This is a genomic window from Oscillibacter sp. PEA192, assembly GCF_003574015.1.
Taxonomy (GTDB): Bacteria; Bacillota; Clostridia; order Oscillospirales; family Oscillospiraceae; genus Oscillibacter; species Oscillibacter welbionis.
This window is the reverse complement of the sequence record NZ_AP018532.1, coordinates 2,515,793-2,531,022: the sequence shown is the minus strand read 5'-3', so window position 1 is coordinate 2,531,022 and position 15,230 is coordinate 2,515,793. Positions and strand designations below refer to the sequence as shown.

Sequence of the window (15,230 nt, the reverse complement as noted above, 5' to 3'; positions counted from 1 at the left end):
CGCTGTTCCGAGGCGTCGCAGCCCCGCTGGGCTGCGTGATCCCATTGCTGTTTCTCTCACCGCATTGATGGGCTTCACGGTTTTGGTTGCCCATGATAACAGCACGCAGAGAAAGATACTCGCCGGTTTCACACACCGGTCCGCTCCATGCGTCTTGCCACTCGCTGCCGTTCCGTTGCTCTGTCCACAGCATCCATCTGCCGCTGATAAAACTGGTCGATGGAAAACTGGATCGGCAGGATCGTGTAGAGCAGACTTCCGTTTTGCTTGCGCCCGTCCCGCGTGATAATGCTGGTGCGCTCCGTGACGATGAGCCCGCGTTCCTCCAACTCCTGCACATACTTCCGCACGGTGTTGTTGCTCATGCCCACCGCCTTGCCGATGGTGGCGTAGCTGGGATGGCACTGATAGGTTCTGCGGTCTTCGATGCGGAGCAGGTAACCGTAGACAGCGATCGCACTGTGAGACAGACCCAGCTGATAGATCTCATTGGGCAGAGGAAAATAGTTCTTGACCGGGTCGCGCTTTGTCCAAGTTCTCATCTGGCACCTCCAGTCTGCCGCTCTACCCACTGTTGGAATTTATCCTTGGGCACCACGAACCGACTGCCGATGCGCACAGACGGAAATACTTCTTCGTGCATCAACTCGTAGGCACTGGAGATGGACACGCCCAGCACCTTTGCCACCAGTTCCGCGTTGAGGAACAGCGGCAATTCATCGTAGCTGTGATAGGTTGATATTTTCAAAATCGTTACCTCCAATAGAATTCAGAGAAAAATTACTTGCGTTTCGGAGGTCCCTCTGTTAGACTGTTTGCAGATGGAGTCTGCGTTTTCCGAAACGCGGCGCGCCGCTGGACTGCTGCAACAGTTCAGCGGTTTTCCTTTTTGTAGGAACGATAGATACCGATTCCCCCTTTCTTAACGATCTTCTGCCACGCACCGTACCCGTTCCTGCCCTGCGGCCTTGTTTGACCTGCACGGCGTTTTCATCTGCCCTGGCACGCTCGACCGCTTTGCCGCGGCGTCCTGGCGTTACTTCTCCGGCGTGTATCATCTCCGGTGATGGGTATTCAGTTGTCGAGGTGCTTTTTCGGATTTGTGACCGTCTTTTTCATTGACAATCCGCAGTCTCCGTGTTAGACTAACTGTAAATTGCTTTTGACAGTCTTTCCGTGTTTGTATGGTAACATACTTTTCACTCCTTGTCAAGACTGTCCTTATTTCTATATTATGATTGTCTATTTCGAGGTGGTCTGTCATGTGGTATGCCAAAATGTTCTTCTCTGAGGGCAGAGAGATTTTTCAGTATGATTCCCTTGGTACGCAAGGCGTTCCGGATGTCCAGAAGGAGTTCCCCTTTCTGGAAAGCCTGCTTGCCTTTCAGGAACTGGACTGTGCGGAAGTGACGCCGATACTGCAAAGCATCACTGATAACTGGAGCCGGTTTATCGCAGAGGATGACAGGGACGCACTTGAGAATTTCAAGAGAAAACTGTGGAGGTTAGCCTCCATTCACATTTATTTTCGACTTCTCTATGTTCACTGCCGCTACCGCCAGTCAGCGATGTACATTCAAAATGACCGAGGCAGTGCGGAGGATGCGCAGATACTGGACGAACTGCGCCAGCTCCCTGAACAGCTTCCGCGGTATCAGCAGCAGATCCAACGCTTTTTTGAGTTGGTGCTGGATGTGGACAGCGCGGGACGGGAGCCGCAGGCGCAGGCGGCAAAAAATTACATTCACGACTCTCCGAAAGATCCCGACCTGTTTTGTTTCCACCCTATCCCCCTCAGCTTTGAGCCGGTGGAGCCGGGGCGGTGTTCGCCGGTGCTGTATTCCTCCGGCATCCGGGACATGATCGACTACTCTTTACGAAGCTGCGTGGAGCGGAACATCACTGTGCGGCGCTGCAAGAACTGTGGCCGCTGGTTTCCGCAGACCGGGCGGGTCAGCGCGGAATATTGTGAGCGGCCTGTTCCGAAAGGTCAGCAGCGCTGCCGCGACATCGGTGCTCTGAAGCAGTGGACGCTCCGGCAGGCAAACAATGACGCTTTCAAGGCTTACCGCAAGGAATACAAACGGCGCTTCGCGTGGATCAAGGCCGGACGGATCACCGACCAGCAGTTTTACGATTGGAGCGAACGTGCCAGAGCGGAAAAGGATAAATGTGAGCAGGGCCTGATCTCTCAGAAGGAACTGGAGGTCTGGCTGAAGGAATCCAAATAAAAATCGTGTGCTGACCTTGCGGTCAGCACACGGTTCTCTTTGTCTATAGCGAGGCAGATTTTAAACCGCCCCATGCGGGATCTGAATGCTATTTTTCTTTATTTCTCGCATCTTCCAGCAGATTTGTAACCACTTCGCTGAGCTGCGCGGCGTTCTTGGAAGTGATGACAGGAACGCCGGTCTGCGTCTCAATGGCCTTCCGTGCGTCGCCAGCCACCTTGCCACCGGCACGGGCCACGTCGATGTTCTCCGAAAGGGTTGCCGGTGCCTTCTGCTTGGAAATTTCCGTGGTGGTGGCCTCTGCCAGCATATTCAGCACCAGCTCCAGCGTGGTCATGTTATCACGAAGGTTTTCCTTTTTCAAACCTTTTAGGTTTTTGTACTGCCGGGTGGACATTCCCGACCATGCACGGGATATCTCATCGGTGAGGATGGCGTATTCCACGCCCTTCTGCACGCCGCGGGCATCCCATTCATCGGTCAATTCTTTGCGAACTTGGATGGCTTGCAGCCGCTGGTTGATCCACTCGCGGGTGTAGCCTTTCTTGAGGTAGGTTTCCAATGCCCGCTCGATGGTCAGTTCCGGGTCAATGGTTTCCTCAATGCGCTCCCGGCCGACCTGTGCCAGCCAGAGTTTGAACGGCTCCGCCTTGGGTGACGGGATGGACTGGATGATACGGAGGAGCTGCTCGGTATCGGCCACATCGGTCAGGCGTTTTTTACCATCATGAGCCGTCATTTTCAAACCGTGACAATTTGTCACGGTTTCATTGCCCTCGGCCTTCAACCGTTGTTTGAGTTTGCGCCAATACGCCGGGGGATCAACGCTGTCCGTCAGTACGCCAACCACATCAACAATAGAAAAATACCATTCCTCTTTTTCCTCGTCCCACGCCGTGCGGATGCGTTGGTTTTCAAAAAGCTGAATTTTAAGAGACATCCTATCACCCCAATTCCTAATCACCCAGGATCAAGTCAATGCGCCGTTGTCTTCCACCTTTTCCACTTCGGACAGTTCTTCCCAATCTCCAAGGTTTCCGCATCTGCGAAGGTAATCGTGACCGCCGTCCACGGCGCAGGAGCCGCAACTGCAAAACTTAAAATCATGGACAGTTTTGCTTTCGATGATATCTCCGCAATTTTTGCATCTGATCGCGTTCCTGATAATTTTCGGCATAGTCAGTCCCTCTTTAGCGCATTTTTGATTTTCTCTTTTTCCCCGCTGCCATCTGTCCGGAGGCGCAGCAGAGGAATAGCGCACTTATCCAGAATGGAGTTCTTTTTCGCGTCCCGCTCTGCCTGCTTGCTCCCGGATTTATGAGATCCGCCGTCTACTTCGATCGCCAGAACAGGTTGCTTATCCATTTGATTGAACAGTAGAAAATCCACATGTGTCAGCGGATTGCGGGCATATTTGCGTTCTTCCTCTGTCAGTGGCGCATAATCCTTCACCAGCGTGGCAAGAGAAAAATGCACCGCACAGCCGATAGAGGAAAAAGGCTCATCGGACAATATCTCTTGAATTACCGAGTGCATTAGGTTCTCAGAATCGTACTCAGACACCCGCTTATGCTTTTGCAGATATTCTCTGCGCTGCTCGGCATAACCCTGATAGAGCATATCGAATACAGAATATATCTGACTCTGGATGATCTCGAAATTGTTGTATTCGATGTACCGGGCCAAGTCACCATAGTTGGTCTGGTCATTGCGTGGGTCCTGCGATGTGATCACAGCCAGAGAATGAACCGCGCGGGAAACCGCCACATTCAGCATATGGGGATCATCCACAAAATCTGTGATGACATTGTCGACCGAAGTCAGAATGATTGCATCCTGCTCTCGCCCCTGAAACTTGTGGACGGTGTCCACCTCATAAGTATCTCCCAACTGCTTGCGGATGGCTGTCACCTGATCCCGATATGGTGTGATAATACCAATGCTCTGGAAATTTTGCTGATGCAGCCGCGGAAGTACCTCCCGCTGAATGACGTCGATCTGGCGCTGATTGAGATGTCCACGGGCGTGGTTGCCGGCAGTTGTCCGGTACATGGTCAATACATCCGGCTCATCATGATCCTTCGTCATAACGATCAGTTGCCCGTGGTAGAACTTCTGGTTGCAGAAGTTGATGATTTTTGGGTGGCAACGGTAGTGTTCCCGCAGCAGCGTAACAGGTGCGTCCTGCCATATTTTCAATGCAGAGGACAGCAGGCTGTGCGTAGAAAAGCGATACCGCTCATCCAAGGAATACTTTTGCCAAATGGCATCGCTGGTGCGAATGTCATCCTCCGTCAGCACATTAGGGAGCTGCTTCAAGTCCCCAACAATCACGATATTCCGTGCACAGGAGAAGGCCAGTACCCCGGTAGCCAGATCAACCTGCGAGGCCTCATCCACAATCAGGTAATCATAGATATGTTCAATGCTCAGCGTTCCCTTGATAGAATAGGTCGTGCTAAGTACCACCGGGTACTCACGGGTAAACTCCGCAGAATTTCGGCGGAAATCATTCTTTTCAAAGCACCGTCTATTATTCCGCCAATGATACCGTGTTGCCAGTTCCGCCCGGAACAGCCGCAGGGACTTCTGTGTGAGCTCATCCATCTTCGCATCGAAAGCGTAGCGCTCCAGCTTTCGGTTCAATTCCTGCTTTTCGGCCTCCAGTTCCCGCCTCTTTACGAAATAGAATTGGTTTTGCAAATAGGGAATAACCTGTTCTGGGGAGCGGATAAACAATTTGAGCGCATTACGGTTGAATCGGAACATGATAGAGAGTTTTTGCAAAAGTCCTAAGCGGCTCTCGCGCTCTGCATGCTGTTCAAATTCCATCCAGAGCGCAAGGATTTTCTGCGAGGACAGCTTGTCCAGGCTCTCCATCGGCGCGTCGCTGTAAGTCGCATAGTACTCTTCAAAATAGTGCTGCTCCGGATTCAGCTGCAAGAACTCCTGCTCAATTTCCGCAATGCGGTTCTTAGCGTTGAGCATTTCGTTCAACTCTTTTGAAAGCGCAGTTGTTTCCCGGTCTAATTGCTGTTGCTCCTCCGGCGGCATTTCCCAATCGCTCATATTCGGATAGGCGCCTGTCTGTGCATCCAGAAACCTCTCTTTGTTGGCAAGGCTGCCGAGAAACGCAGTCAGAAAAGCTGAATTTTTCTTCTCCAGCTTTTCCACAACATTATGCGTTGCGGAATTGTTGTTGGAGACAACCGCCACGGTTTTTCCACTGCGGACAACATTGGCGATGATATTCAAAATCGTCTGTGTCTTTCCAGTACCCGGAGGCCCCTGAATGATACTGATTTTGGAGGAAAGCGCCCGTTCTACCGCCAGCTTTTGACTCTGGTTCAGGCCAAACGGATAGATCACTGCCTCCGGCATCTGGGGCATTTTGACGTCTTTCTGCGGTGCAAGATAGCTTGCCAACACGGTATCCTCGCTGACCTGCTGGATCTTGTCATACTGCATGCTTAGAATGTTGATACCGTTTTCCGCCACCAGACTGATTGCAGCGGCAGTCTCCTTGAAATATTGGAATGTTTCTTGATTTTTACCGTCTGTCAGGCAATTTTGCTGGAACCGCACTTCGCTCCTACGGAATGATAAATCTCTCTTTCCGTTGCGGACAATACGATAATACCCACCGAAGTCGAGAAGCTCATCAATTTCGCTGATGGTTTGCCCGTTTATGGTGACAATCACCTGCGCAGGGTCAATTTTCTTTTTCAGAGGCAGGATCTCCACATTGCTACTCTGAAAGCTGTATGTCTTATTGGGCGCACTGGTATAGACGACCTCGCACTTTCCGTTGCGGAACTGAAAGTTCGCAACCGAGTCCGTCTGGTCTTTTCCTTTTATGATGATTAAGTGCTTTCGTGCGTCCATAGGCATCTCCCCATCAATTCAACTCTCAACTCATAAGTTGCGAGTTATTTCATCACTCGTTCAAGAAGCGTCTGATAGCTGTCCACGACATCATAAACCACATTTCCGTTACTTATTGCTTTGAAATGTTCTCTTGCGCAGTGGATTTTGGATTCCTCAATGAGCCGGAGCTGCATAGAGGACATAGAGCCTTTTGTTTCGGCAACAAAATAGATGTGTTTGACGGTACCTTCATAGAATGCAATCGCCCAGTCTGGATTATAATGCCCCACCGGTGTTGCAATATAGAAGCTGTCCGGCAGCTTCACATAAACTGCAACGTCTGCGTTCGTGTCCAGGTCGGTCGCAAAATCTCGTTCGTTTGTAGAATCATACACGATATGGTCGTATAGATGTCGCTGTGCCTTCATCGCGTTCGTTCCGAGCTTGCCCTTGATGGTCGGTTCGGTAAAGATATCCGTATCGTAATGCTCGTCCAGCACATTGTAGGTGATGTGTTGAATGATTGCAGTTGCCTTTTCGTCATTGATCAAAGCGGCTGCTTTGATAATGAACTCTTCTGGATTGAATTTGAACTGCTCAAAAACGGATTTCTCAATGCCGGTCAGAATTGCAACGACTGCTTTTCGTGTCAAACCGGTCTCTCCGACCAGCTTGCCAATCAGATCATACTTCACACTGCTGTTGGCACGGATTTGCTTGCTGCTGTCATAAGTAGATGACTTTGACTTCGAGAATGCACTTCCGTCAAGAAGCGAGTCCTTTGACTTGATCTCATCCATTGCGCCAGTTTCAACCTTGAAGTATATCTTTGGCACATGGAGATTTCGGTTGATGGATGCAATCGCCTTGTCAACAAGTTCATTGGTGTCAAAATCAACCACATATACTGATTTCGGGCTGATGCGTTTCCAAAGAGCCTTGAACTCCGGCATGGCGAGCTTATCCGGATCAACTTGCAGCTCCACATTCTTGTCACGGGCGTTTTCCGGTTGCATGGCGCGGCTGTCATAGACGGAATCGAGAATCTTGATCACAGCATCGCGGCTGTCCGCCACTTCCTCCGCGACCTGAATCGCGCCGTTTGCTTTGTCGGCATAATATTTATCGGTCAGTACGCCCTTCTTGTCGATATAGCCGTTGACAATCAAATCAAAATAAATCGCCTGCGCTGTATCGCCGTCCACGACCTGCTCGTTGCCTCTGGCATCCACAATGACCTTACCCTTGAACAGATCGGCGGTAACAGCCGCAGGGCGTCCTGCAACCGCATCGGCAAGTTCGCTTTGCAAACCTCTTGCAAAACTGTCATAGCTCTCGCTGGCGATGACGGTCAAAACATTGATGGTCTGCACATCATTTCCAAGCACGTTGGCGTCCATACGCTCGCCGTCCTGATTGACGCATAGGCGCAGACCACGACCGACCTCTTGCCGCTTGCGAACCTCGCTGCTGCTTTGTTTCAGTGTACAAATCTGGAACACATTCGGGTTGTCCCAGCCTTCGCGCAGCGCGGAATGCGAGAAAATGAAGCGCACCGGAGACTTTTTCGGGTCACGATCCAGAAGCAGTTCCTTGTTCTTCATGATCAGGTCATAGGCGTCAATGTCGTCAGACGTGCCCTCCTTCTTGTCGGAAAGCTTGCTGTCGGTCATCTTGCCCTTTTTGTCAACGGAGAAGTAACCGGCATGGGTATCGTGGGCAGAAATCGCATCCAGATACCGTATGTAGTCCTCGTCTCCGATTTCCCGCTGCATGGAGCTGAGAATATCGTTGTACTCTTCTTCAAACATATCCGCATAGATGCCGTTGAACGGATGCCCAACCTCATCATACTGCTTGTACTTCGCAACCTCGTCGATGAAGAACAGGGACAGGACTTTGATACCCTTATGGAAAAGCTGTCGTTCCCGCTCAAGATGGGAAAGAATCGTTTCGCGGATCTGAATGCGGCGAAGCTGGTCTTCACTGACCTTGCCGATCACGTCACCGGCAAAGATTTTGATACCATTTAGGAACTCCACAGAGTTATCGCGTCCGTCGATGGACTTGACCACAAAGCCGACTTTGTACTCGTCCAGATTGCCGGAATTGTCATAAAGATTATAACCGATTCCGACTGTTGCCGTTTTCTTGCGGATACCGGACGCACCCTTGCAATCAAACTGAATGGTTGCCGTCGGGTCGGATTTGGAAAGATTGATGCTTTCCAGATAGACGAATCCCTCGGTTGCCGTGCTGCCGGACTCAGTGATGCCCTTGACGGCGATTTTCTTGACCAGCCGCTTGTTGTACGCTTCCATTGCGTCAAGGCGATAGACCATGTTATAAATGCTGTCCGCCTTATGAGTGGCGGAGTAGCGCAGCGTCAGCAGCGGATGAAACTCTTTCAGGCGTTCCTTTGTCTGCTTACCCTCGACCGACTGCGGCTCGTCAATAATCAGAATCGGGTTGGTCTTTGCGATAATGTCGATTGGACGGCGGGAGCGGAACTCGTCCAGCTTCATGTAAATGCGCCGCGCGTCCTTACCCTTGGCATTGAACGCCTGAGAGTTGATAATCATAACGTTTATGGCGCTATCCGACGCAAAGCGGTCAATTTCCGTGAGCTGTGCAGAGTTGTAGATGAAGAAACGAATCTTCTTGCCGTATTCCTCCGCAAAATGCCCTTGCGTCACCTGAAAGGACTTATAAACGCCCTCGCGGATGGCAATGCTCGGCACGACCACGATGAACTTGCTCCAGCCATAGTGCTTGTTCAGTTCATACATGGTCTTGATGTAGGTATAGGTCTTGCCGACACCTGTTTCCATCTCGATAGTCAGATTGTAGCGTCCTTCCAGCCTTTCGGACGGTTTGATCTGATTCGTGCGCTGTACCTTTTGCAGATGCTCCAGAATCAGCTTGTCGGAAAGCTCCGGCACAATGCGTTCATTACGCCAGCCGGTAAAATCGTCCATCGTTGCGATTGCTTGCTGCTCACCATCATCAAGACCACGATCCATCATATAGGTGGGTGTGAGGTATGGCTGTCCGGCGAAAACGTCAACAACTGCTTTTGCCGCATCCGCTTGAAATTTTTGATGTTTGAATTGGAGTTTCATGTATTCTCCCTCTTAATAATCTCGTCACTATCTTTTCGGACAATTCTAAGCAGCAAGGTCGGAAAAGGCTCTTTTGCATTTGTAATACCACCAGTTAATACTCGTTTCTCTACTGCCATAAATGGTAAAAATCCAGCATTATTAAGAGAGCTAATAGATTCATTTAACGAAAACGCAATCACAACCCGATAACTTGGCTCATACTTATCCAAACAGTCAAGTTGATCGTTTACAATTTGAATAAATTTACTAATTTCCTCGGCCTCTTCAGCAGTTTTCGGTTCTTCATAAGAACATTCCATAGCGAAACAACCATCCATAATTGCCACTAATTCTTGACCCGTTGATATGCAATGCAGAAGAATATCCTCATGTCCTTTTTCTCTTAATATCTTTACCGGCTTATATTCCGCATCAGTCGTTGCTTCTTTTTCGCCATTTGACGCTATGGCTTTATACCAATTATCACGATGTTGGATTAGTTCTTTTTCTGTAAACCTAATTCCTTTTGGATGTTTGGGATCATATTGCCGAACCTCTGCATGACAATCAAAGCAAAGTGGGATTGCATTGTCGTATGTATCTGTACCGCCATCTGCACGCGCCCTAATATGGTGAACTTCCATATTATTACCGCAAAACTTATGGCAAATGCAACAACATCTCCCGCATGCAACCATTGTCCTCGTTTTTATATCTTCTGAAAAAGCCATATCAAATCACTCTCACACGCTTGGAAATGTCATTTGCATCCTCCGGCATATAGAGCTTGAAAATCTCAAACACGTTGATCTTCTCCGGGCTGGACGCAAAGCCGGAATCGCGAAAGACAGCACGGAGCGGCTTGCGCTGTGCGATCTCTTTGACCACACTTTCGGGAATGTTCGTGTCAAAACAGGCGATCAGATCGCCGTCGTTGTAGGTGTGGACGGTGCAGCCGTCGATTTGCTCGGACTTATACGGCAGGGACAGCGGCAGCCCCCAGTCGATCAGGCAGCCGAACAGCAGGTCGAGGTCGGTGCGGTCATCCTTGATGTTGGATTCCAGACCCACGATCATCCCCTGATCGTAGTCATCCGGTGCATAGTAAACGTCCTTCATGTTGGTATCGTCCAGCTTGAGGACACGGAAGCCGACGTCAAGGTCACCTGTCGTCATAGGGCTTTCAGACTTGATCTTTTCACCCGCACGGCGGATTCTCTCCTTGCCTATTTCGCAGATGTTTTTGTAGCCTGCTTTGTAGGCTTCGCTCTTTTCGTCACAGGGTTCGGGAAGCTGCACCATGATGAATTTGCGGTGTCCGCCGTCCTCGGCGTTGAGCTGCATGACGGCATGGGCAGTGGTGGCAGAGCCGGAGAAGAAATCCATAACGATAGCATTTGTATCATTAATAGCGCCTATGAAAGTTCTGAGTAAGTCAACTGATTTGGGATAGTCAAAGTATTTCTTTCCGTCAAACAACTTTTGAACTTCCGAATCCCCATTAGAAATATTAGTAATAATATCTTTTAATAGGGTTTTTTCAAATTCTCTTATACGAGTATAAATTTCATATCCATCTCTGGAGGTTGGTAAAACAATCAAGTCATAACTTTCATTTGCAATCTTTTGTTTTGACCATCTCCAAGCGTGATATTTATGAGTGCCGTCGCCATTAGAGTGCGGCGGAAGTTCGACAAATCCCGGCTTTACTTCACCAATATCACCAGTTGTGATTTCCTCTGTTTGGGGGTTATAAAAAATAGAGAACACCAAGTTAGGACGAGTTTCCTCATTAAATTTGCGATTGTGATTATAGAGAGTATCGCCAATAGCAAAGGAACCTCTGCTGTCTGTACGAATATCCTTGTTAAAGCCCTTATAAGAGTCAGGCATTTTTTCTTTGGCAAATGAAATGTCTACATTCAAGCTATAAGAAGATGCAATGTTCTTACAATACACCAAGACGCTCTCATAGGTTTTCGCTGCACCGCACCCGGATATTTGTCTTCCTGTGATGTTGGATACCCAAGCAAACTGATTCAAATAATTATGGGCACCAAAAACTTCATCACAGATTTTCTTTAAGTTACTAACCTCGTTGTCATCAATACTGATAAAGATAACCCCATCATCTGTCAGTAGATTTCTTGCCAGCATCAGCCGGGAATAGATCATGCTGCACCAGTCGGAATGGAAGCGTCCGTTGGTGTCGGTGTTCTTGAACAGGCGGTTTTCGTCCTCGTCGTACATTCCCATCTGCGCGTTTTCTTCTTCCTGCGAGCGCATGAAATCGTCGGCATAGATGAAGTCGTTGCCGGTGTTGTACGGCGGGTCGATATAGATCATCTTGACCTTGCCGAGATAGCTCTCCTGCAAGAGCTTGAGGACTTCCAGATTATCACCCTCGATGTAGAGGTTTTCGGTGGTGTCCCAGTCCTTGCTACCGCTGCTGCAATATGGTTTCCCCTCACTATCGGCTCCAGTCGGAATAGTCTCATCTTTCAGCACAGGGCGTAGGGTCTTCCGAATCGGCTTGTTGGCTTCCACGATAGCCGCCTTCTTGCCGACCCATGTAAACTCGTATGCCTCGTCCCCGTCCACCACGTCCGGCGAGAGCATCTGTTTCAGCAGCTCAAAATTGACCGCCCGCTTGATTTTGCCGTTTTCATCCGGCATCTCCGTGACGCAGTTCGGAAACAGGGCAGCAATGCGGTCTATGTTCTGCGCCGTCATATCCGGCGATTCAAATTTCATTTTGTCCATCTCGCTGACTCTCCTTCTGCTTTCCATAGTGGTCTTTTTTTATCTTGTCATAGCTTATCTGCCCATAAATAATAGAATCTAAGTAAAGCCTCTTCCGGGTGATAAGTAAATCCATTTCATTTCTGAACACGCGTCTTGACTCTATAAATGCGCTTACATCTGACTCACTGGATTCTGCACTCTGATGCGAATATACCTCATACATTTTCTCCAGAAGATTCATGGTTTTTTCCTGCATATCGAAAATAGCATCAGAAGTTTTGTCAATCCTATCAAAGTTATGAAAGTCAAGCTTCACTTCATCAAACAGGTTAGAAAAGAGTTGTTTCAGTTCACTCTCTTTCCTTTCTTTTGCTAAACAAAATCCATTTTCGTCCTGCGTGATATTATTGAGTTTTAGGTACTCAATAAGTCCGTCAACGGAGCAGGCAGTGTAATACCTATCCACCTTTTCTGCAAGTCTGGTAATATTAGCGGTTTCATATTCTATCACCTTGCCTATAACAGACAATTCATTAGCGCTTAAAGCTATCTTCTCAAGCCGTTCTTGAGCTTTATCATTTTCTTCCTTAAACTTCTTGTTTTGGCGTATAGCGACATACGCCAAGAGGATCGTTCCTGCGGCAGAAACAGCTTGTATTATATACCCAAGTAAACCATCTGCCGATACTTCTGACGAAACACGGGGCGCAAGAGCAGATATTAGAATGGGGGCAAGGATGATCAGGGCAAGCACGAGTAAACCCATATACCACAGATGCTTTTTGAGCCAATCGGTAATTTTTAATTTCACTTTACACTGCTCAACTCCTTTCTCAATTTTTTCAACTCCGCATTCATTTCCATCCGCCGGTTAAGCTGCTTCTCTTTCTTCATCTTGTTTTCCAGCACGGCAATCTGCTTTTCAAGCTGCTTCTTCTTTTCATCACGCTCGACAGACTCTTTCAGGCTCTCGCCGGAATCTGTTTGCAGCTTGTCCCCGGCGATCTGGCGAACGAGACTTTCATAGACGGCATCCATGTTCAAGCCGTCGATGCTGAGATGCAGTTCGTCTTCCGGCATCCAGTCGGTGTGATAATAGCGGCTCACCTTGAAGGCGTTGCTACCGGATGCAGCAGCCTCCTTGTAGCCGATCCACGCCTGAGCCTTGCCATCACAGGTCAGAATAAAGAGAATGTGGTACGGGATCTCTTTGTCGATTTGCTTTAGCACTGCTTCGTCAAGCTGCGGATCATTCAGCCGCACCTCGAACACCTCAATCTCGGTCACGGTTTCACCAGCCGCGATGTTCAGCGTAGACGCTGCCAGCTTGTTTCGCCAGTAGACCAACTTGATCTGATCAACAAATATACGGTGTAAGGCAGGAGAAACATCGAGGTTTTCATAGAATTTCTGCTTCGGGATTCTTTTGTTGAACTCCGTTGATACAGGGAAGCCAAGCATACTCAAGTCCTCTTTCCCCAGTAAATCCTATTTACCTATTTCGTAAGGCTGTTTTCTGATAGGAAAGTCAAAAATGCAGTCATAATCTGACTCGTGCGATTGCGGATATCATCCTCTGTAAAATCCGCCGCTGTGGCCAGATTAATCAGTTCATGATTCTTTGTGCCTTCTTTTTTCTGGTTTCGACTATTCGTAAATCCTTGATAGTATTTAATCTTATCAGAAAACCGATAATCGGCAGCACGAATGTTGATTCGTTTTTCAAGGAGAGCCTTATTACCGATCGCCTCCAAATTCTTTACATCTGACAGCGATTTGTCTTTGTCAAAGCGATTGCGAGCATATATGTGTTCAATTTCCAAAACTGTTTCCAGAGAAATCAATTCCTGTAGATCATCTTGGAAAGCCCACCATGCAAGCATAGACTTTGTGATTGGGCGAGTATTGCTAAATGTGAAGTTTGCAAACATGCTTTTTACGGTTGCCGGTTCAAATTTGAAACCGTCAAAAGATACTGGCCGATTATTGACGATATTGACCATTTCAGCATACACAGGAGTACGAAGTGCGTTTACTCCGGGATTAGTAACCGCATAAGTCCAGATAAATCCTGTAATTCTATTGAGAAACTGGTAAAATGCGTCGTCGTCAAGCATGCCATTGGCATCTTTGTTTTTCATAAAATAAACAGATACAAAATACGTCCACATACCATTTGGCGCATAGTTTAGCACAAATAATCTGTGCAAAATCCGCGGGGAGAACCGATCCCTATCCTGGTTGGAAACATCCTCCCAGAAGTGAGCAAGGGTAATCATATCGTTGAATGTACTGTCTTTCTTTAAAAGCGCATAATTGTCTTTCTCATAAAACTTGCGCAACGCTTCCGTTGTAGACGACTTGATTCCCATTTTGGCACGAACAAAGTACATATAGCGGGTAAACAACTCATCCATTGGCGTACCATTTATCGGATGGAATATTTTTTCAGTAAGTTCCTCAAGTTCCTTCCATCGCTTAATAAAGGCATCTTTTTCCCCCTTGCCGGTATAGAATTTATAAAACTGCGCCTTAAAAATGTCGGAATCAGAAAGTGGCATACCGCGATCATTTAAGGTTGAAAAAATACGCAGTGCGGTATCTTGCGATTCAGCCTCAATTGGCAGCAAAATACAGTTATTCATAATTCTGGTTGGGAGATGAGCGAAGTATGTTGGATATTTTGCCAAGAAGGAATCAATGCAGCCTTGGAAAAACATGAAATTATTTGCATAATGACTTTTTTGTTCAGGTTTCACCGTACCTGTCCGAAGAATATCAAGAAATTCATTCTTATCTTTGTCTGTTGCCACCTCAGAATCTATCTTTAGCGTTGCCATATCCGGCTCGCCAAACTCATCCGTTTTCCATATGCATTTTTCGATATTTTGCTTAGTTGCGACGGAAGCCTTGTCCTGCATATGACCAAACTTCGTATAAAAGGCCCTTAGAAGGAGCATTAGTGTGGTAAGCCGTTGCTGTCCGTCAATGACTTCCATTTTGAAATTTGTATTTCTGAAGGTAACAATTGGACCAAGGAAGTATTCGCTATTGCTGTCAAATTCTACCCGGCCCTCGTCAGGAATTGCGAATGAAAAAATATCATCCCATAGAGTTTGGCATTCTGTTTCTCCCCACGCATAAGGGCGCTGATAGTCCGGAATCAGAAAGTCAGCTTTTTTATCCTGAAATAAATCTTTTATCGTTTTCTGATCAACATTCAATTTAGACATGTTGTAATCCTCCCAGAGCATCTTCCGAAATTAAGTCTATCTTTTTCAAT

At 47.9% G+C, this 15,230-nt stretch carries 12 protein-coding genes; 1 reads left to right on the top strand and 11 read right to left on the bottom strand.

Features of this window, described 5'->3' with window-relative positions:
• Nucleotides 1–128 precede the first annotated feature (128 nt).
• Together DN611_RS12515 and DN611_RS12510 are read right to left on the bottom strand one after the other, a co-directional pair.
• On the bottom strand, nt 129–542 hold the full coding sequence (locus tag DN611_RS12515; protein ID WP_119311544.1) for a helix-turn-helix domain-containing protein: 414 nt from the start codon (nt 540–542) through the stop codon (nt 129–131).
• Nucleotides 539–748, bottom strand: a complete 210-nt coding sequence (locus tag DN611_RS12510; RefSeq protein ID WP_050618000.1) for a helix-turn-helix transcriptional regulator — start codon at nt 746–748, stop codon at nt 539–541. Before DN611_RS12510 ends, DN611_RS12515 begins: the two co-directional genes overlap by 4 nt.
• A gap of 514 nt (nt 749–1,262) precedes the next feature.
• Between DN611_RS12510 and DN611_RS12505 the strand changes: the two genes are divergently transcribed.
• Nucleotides 1,263–2,231 carry a DUF6076 domain-containing protein gene (locus tag DN611_RS12505; RefSeq protein WP_119311543.1) on the top strand — a complete coding sequence of 323 codons (969 nt, stop codon included), beginning with the start codon at nt 1,263–1,265 and terminating at the stop codon, nt 2,229–2,231.
• An 88-nt stretch (nt 2,232–2,319) separates the two neighbouring features.
• On the opposite strand, the gene DN611_RS12500 is transcribed toward DN611_RS12505, so the two are convergent.
• Genes DN611_RS12500 through DN611_RS12460 form a run of 9 tightly spaced genes read right to left on the bottom strand, consistent with a single transcriptional unit; the run spans nt 2,320 to nt 15,180 of the window.
• Nucleotides 2,320–3,171, bottom strand: coding sequence for a BRO-N domain-containing protein (locus DN611_RS12500; protein WP_119311542.1), 852 nt, complete (start codon nt 3,169–3,171; stop codon nt 2,320–2,322).
• Between the two features lie 30 nt (nt 3,172–3,201).
• The gene (locus tag DN611_RS12495; RefSeq protein WP_119311541.1) at nt 3,202–3,408 is read right to left on the bottom strand and encodes a DUF7695 domain-containing protein; all 207 of its coding nucleotides are present in this window, start codon (nt 3,406–3,408) and stop codon (nt 3,202–3,204) included.
• Nucleotides 3,409–3,410: 2 nt separating this feature from the next.
• A complete protein-coding gene (locus tag DN611_RS12490) occupies nt 3,411–6,116 on the bottom strand; it encodes an AAA domain-containing protein (RefSeq protein WP_119311540.1) in 2,706 nt (901 codons plus the stop codon).
• Nucleotides 6,117–6,160: 44 nt separating this feature from the next.
• Nucleotides 6,161–9,220: a type III restriction-modification system endonuclease gene (locus tag DN611_RS12485; protein ID WP_119311539.1), complete on the bottom strand. Its 3,060-nt coding sequence runs from the start codon at nt 9,218–9,220 to the stop codon at nt 6,161–6,163.
• On the bottom strand, nt 9,217–9,933 hold the full coding sequence (locus DN611_RS12480; protein WP_119311538.1) for an HNH endonuclease: 717 nt from the start codon (nt 9,931–9,933) through the stop codon (nt 9,217–9,219). Before DN611_RS12480 ends, DN611_RS12485 begins: the two co-directional genes overlap by 4 nt.
• A gap of 1 nt (nt 9,934) precedes the next feature.
• A complete protein-coding gene (locus tag DN611_RS12475) occupies nt 9,935–11,965 on the bottom strand; it encodes a site-specific DNA-methyltransferase (protein ID WP_119311537.1) in 2,031 nt (676 codons plus the stop codon).
• Nucleotides 11,946–12,758: a hypothetical protein gene (locus DN611_RS12470; protein WP_119311536.1), complete on the bottom strand. Its 813-nt coding sequence runs from the start codon at nt 12,756–12,758 to the stop codon at nt 11,946–11,948. Before DN611_RS12470 ends, DN611_RS12475 begins: the two co-directional genes overlap by 20 nt.
• On the bottom strand, nt 12,755–13,408 hold the full coding sequence (locus DN611_RS12465; protein WP_119311535.1) for a DUF4391 domain-containing protein: 654 nt from the start codon (nt 13,406–13,408) through the stop codon (nt 12,755–12,757). Before DN611_RS12465 ends, DN611_RS12470 begins: the two co-directional genes overlap by 4 nt.
• Nucleotides 13,409–13,443: 35 nt before the next feature.
• Nucleotides 13,444–15,180, bottom strand: a complete 1,737-nt coding sequence (locus DN611_RS12460; RefSeq protein WP_119311534.1) for a DUF262 domain-containing protein — start codon at nt 15,178–15,180, stop codon at nt 13,444–13,446.
• Between the last annotated feature and the right edge of the window lie 50 nt (nt 15,181–15,230).